Origin of the sequence: Micromonospora sp. NPDC047753, assembly GCF_040642735.1 — a bacterium.
Lineage (GTDB): Bacteria > Actinomycetota > Actinomycetes > Mycobacteriales > Micromonosporaceae > Micromonospora.
In genome coordinates, this window is the sequence record NZ_JBEYSL010000594.1 from 1 (window position 1) to 3,687 (window position 3,687).

2 protein-coding genes and 2 pseudogenes are annotated in these 3,687 nt (G+C 71.1%); 3 read left to right on the forward strand and 1 reads right to left on the reverse strand.

The window, feature by feature from the left end:
• On the reverse strand, positions 1-1,276 hold a 1,276-nt coding region (locus ABZ749_RS31520; RefSeq protein WP_357234208.1), incomplete at its 3' end, for a MurT ligase domain-containing protein.
• A gap of 355 nt (positions 1,277-1,631) precedes the next feature.
• Between ABZ749_RS31520 and mraZ the strand changes: the two genes are divergently transcribed.
• From mraZ to ABZ749_RS31535, 3 genes and pseudogenes are all read left to right on the forward strand, one after another.
• Positions 1,632-2,063, forward strand: coding sequence for a division/cell wall cluster transcriptional repressor MraZ (mraZ, locus tag ABZ749_RS31525; protein WP_030488958.1), 432 nt, complete (start codon positions 1,632-1,634; stop codon positions 2,061-2,063).
• A 206-nt stretch (positions 2,064-2,269) separates the two neighbouring features.
• A pseudogene (rsmH, locus tag ABZ749_RS31530) lies at positions 2,270-3,380 on the forward strand (16S rRNA (cytosine(1402)-N(4))-methyltransferase RsmH).
• Positions 3,370-3,612 (forward strand): annotated as a pseudogene (locus tag ABZ749_RS31535) (hypothetical protein); the annotation flags it as partial. The pseudogenes rsmH and ABZ749_RS31535, both read left to right, overlap by 11 nt.
• Positions 3,613-3,687 lie beyond the last annotated feature (75 nt).

Sequence of the window (3,687 nt, forward strand, 5' to 3'; positions counted from 1 at the left end):
TGATGCCCACGCCCGTGACCACGAGACGGCCACCCGGCGAACCCGCCGCGAACGCCACCCGGTAGCGCACCGTGATGCCCTTGCCCTTGCACAGCCGCCCGGGCGGGACCGACCGGAGTGCGTCGTCGAACGTGCGGACGTGCTGGAACGGCACGTCGTTGACGTCCAGTCGAACCGCCAGGTCGTATGCCCGGTCGCCGGTGATCAACACCTGCCGGCCCCGGAGCGGGGCGAAGTCGACGTCGTAGAGCCAGGAGGTGTCCAGACCGTCGGGATCGCGCGCGTTGATGGAGAGCAGGGTCGGCGCGTTGTCGGCCATGTCGAACGCCTCCAGCCAACTGGCCGGGTTCTTGGCCAGCAGCAGCCGGATGTTGCGCCCGTCCTTGTCGACCTGCGCGTAACGGCCGGCCACCGAGGTGACGATGCCGAGGCGGGACACCGCGTCGACCGGGCGGACGCCGAACTCGGCGGCCACCGCCAGCGCTGTCGCCGCGTTGCCGAGGTTGACCTTGCCGGGCAGTTGGAGGGAGACCTTGTGCCAGGCGCCGGTGGGATCGAGCACGCCCTCGTCCTCGACGACCCAGTGCGGCTCCGGTCGGCGTAGCGGGCAGCCGGTGCACCACCACTGCTCGCCGGAGCGCTGGATGGTGGAGCCGCACTCCGGGCAGACCCAGGAGTCGTCGTGCCACCGTTGGCCGGCACTGAACCACGTCACGTGCGGCGGGTTGATGCCCCGGGCGGGGTCACCGGGTGGGGTGGCGGCCCACACGACCAGCGGGTCGTCGGCGTTGGCAACCACCCGTACGTTGGTGTGCCGGACCAGCGCCGCACGCCAGAGCTGCGCCATCATGGCGACCTCCTTGGCGCGGTCGAGCTGGTCGCGGGAGAGGTTCAGCAGCGCGACCACGTGCGGCTCGGTCGCCTCCAGCACCTGCGCGAGGTAGTGCTCGTCGACCTCCAGCACCGCGTACGGGGTGCTGCCGGCCTTGGCCAGCGCCGAGGTGTGCCCGCTGGGCATGTTGGCGCCGAACGAGTTGGTGGCGACCCGGCCGAGCACGCCGACCGCGGCGGAGGTCAACCGGGTGGTGGTGGTCTTGCCGTTGGTGCCGGAGACGAGCGCGATCGCGCGCCCGGCCGACAGGTGGGCGAGCAGGTCCGGGTCGATCTTGAGGCCGATCCACCCGCCGATCACTGAACCGTCGCCACGGCCGGCCGCCCGGGAGAGCGCCGCGGCGGTCCGTGACACGGAGCTGGCCACCTTGGCCCGTAGGGGCATTTTCGCGTCCGTCACGCGAGCGAGGTTACCGGACCGCCGGCCTCGCCAGATCGCCGCCGACGGTGAACCGTTCGGCCGTGGTGACCGCGCGGGCGGCCGGGTCGGCGTCCCCCGGACGGAGTCGATCAATGTCGGAAAGCGGACCACGCCGAGGGGTGGCTGAAGCCCTCCACTCCGCTCCACCCCCTGTGACGTGCGGTTTTGCCCTCGGGCCAGGCGCGCCACGCGGGCGAATTTGGTTGCGGGTGGAGGGAAGTGGAGTAGAGTGGGGACCAATGGTGAGGCCGGGAGGGCTCACCGGCCCGGGGGGTCAGCGGCGCCGCGAACGCCGCTCAAGGGCGAGGGGGTTGGGCCGATGTTTCTCGGCACCCACACTCCGCGCCTGGACGAAAAGGGCCGGTTGATCCTTCCGGCCAAGTTTCGGGATGAGCTGGCGGGGGGTGTCGTGGTCACCAAAGGGCAGGAGCGCTGCCTCTACGTCTTCCCGACCCCTGAGTTCCAGCGGATCGCGGAGCAGTTGCGCGCACAGCCGATGACCCACAAGGCGGCCCGGGCCTACAGCCGGGTCTTCTTCGCCAGCGCGCACGACGAGGTTCCGGACAAGCAGGGCCGGGTGACCATTCCGGCTCACCTGCGGGCCTATGCCGCCCTGGACCGCGAGCTGGTGGTGATCGGCGCGAGCACGCGGGTGGAGATCTGGGACAAGGTCGCCTGGGAGACCTACCTCGCCGAGAGCGAAGACGACTTCGCCGACATCGAGGAGGGGGTGCTGCCCGGCGGTCTGTAGGGCGGTAACGGCGCCCGACGTACTGCGAGATCTCCAGCCGCTTTCGAGTTCCTGGCATCACTTCCCCGGTGCCAGGCGCACGATCCAGACATTGGGCGACGGTCCGGTGTCAGGCGGGAGCGGATGGGGATCTGGCGGTACGACGGCAGCGCCGTCCGACGACAGGCGCACGAGAAGAACGGACGTTTCAACCAGTGGGGGTCATCATGGGGGAGTTGCGCGGCACGCACGTGCCGGTGCTGCTCGAGCGGTGTCTCGAGCTGCTGGCCCCCGCGCTGGGTCGAGGCGGCCGGACGGTCCACGTCGACGCGACGCTCGGTCTGGCCGGGCATGCGGAGGCGGTGCTCGAGGCGCATCCGGAGACGGTCCTGATCGGGCTCGACCGGGACACCGAGGCGCTCGCTCACGCGCGGGTCCGGCTGGCCCGGTTCGCCGACCGGGTGCACCTGGAGCACGCCGTCTACGACGAGTTGCCGGACGTACTGGACCGGCTGGGCTATCCGGCCATCGACGGGATCCTGTTCGACCTGGGTGTCTCGTCGTTGCAGTTGGACGCGCCCGACCGAGGGTTCGCCTACGCCCAGGACGCGCCGTTGGACATGCGGATGGACCAGACCCGGGGGGTGACCGCCGAAGAGGTGGTCAACACGTACGCGCATCCGGACCTGGCCCGGGTGCTGCGGGTCTACGGCGAGGAGAAGTTCGCCGGCCGGATCGCCTCGGCGATCATCCGGCAGCGGGAGCGGGAGCGGATCACCTCGTCCGCGCTGCTGGCGGAGCTGGTTCGGGATTCCATTCCGGCGCCAGCCCGACGAACGGGTGGGCACCCGGCAAAGAGAACGTTTCAGGCTTTACGGATCGAGGTAAACAGAGAGCTGGCAGCGCTGGAGACAGCGTTGCCATCTGCACTCGACGCACTGACCGTGGGCGGTCGCATGGTGGTCCTGTCCTACCACTCGCTGGAGGACAGGCTCACCAAGGCGGCCCTCACGGACCGGGTCCGCAGTAAGGGCCCGATTGACCTCCCGGTCGAGCTCCCCGGGTCCGGTCCGACGTTCCGGCTGCTCAGCCGGGGCGCCGAACTGCCGGGGGAGGCGGAGGTCGCCGCGAACCCGCGCGCCGCCTCGGTGCGGCTGCGGGCCGCGGAGCGACTCGACCCGAACACGACAGAGCAGGGGCGGACCGACCGCGAACGGTCTCGCCGACGGGTGAAGGGAATGCACCAACCGGGCACGGGGTCCGCCTGATCCGTGGGGGGTCAGGGGCACCGGGACGGCTAGAGGGACGGACGTTGAGGGGGAGGGACATGAGCATTGACAAGCGCGACCGCCGGGACGTCACCGGCGGCGGGCAGCGCGCACCGCGGTCGGGGGGCCGGACCGCGGCGGAGCGGGCTCCGCGCCTCGGTAACGGTACGTCACGCATCGATCGAACGAATCGGCAGGGGGAGACTCGCGCCCGGGGGGCGCGCGAGTTCCCGACTCAGGGCACCGCCGCGCTGCGACCGGTCGAGAAGGCCGCCAGCGCCACCAGTGCCCGGCCGCCGCGGCACGTTCTTCGACCTGGGCACTCGCGGTCGACGCGCTGGCCCGTCCCGATGCCGCCACCCTCGGGGTGATCGGCA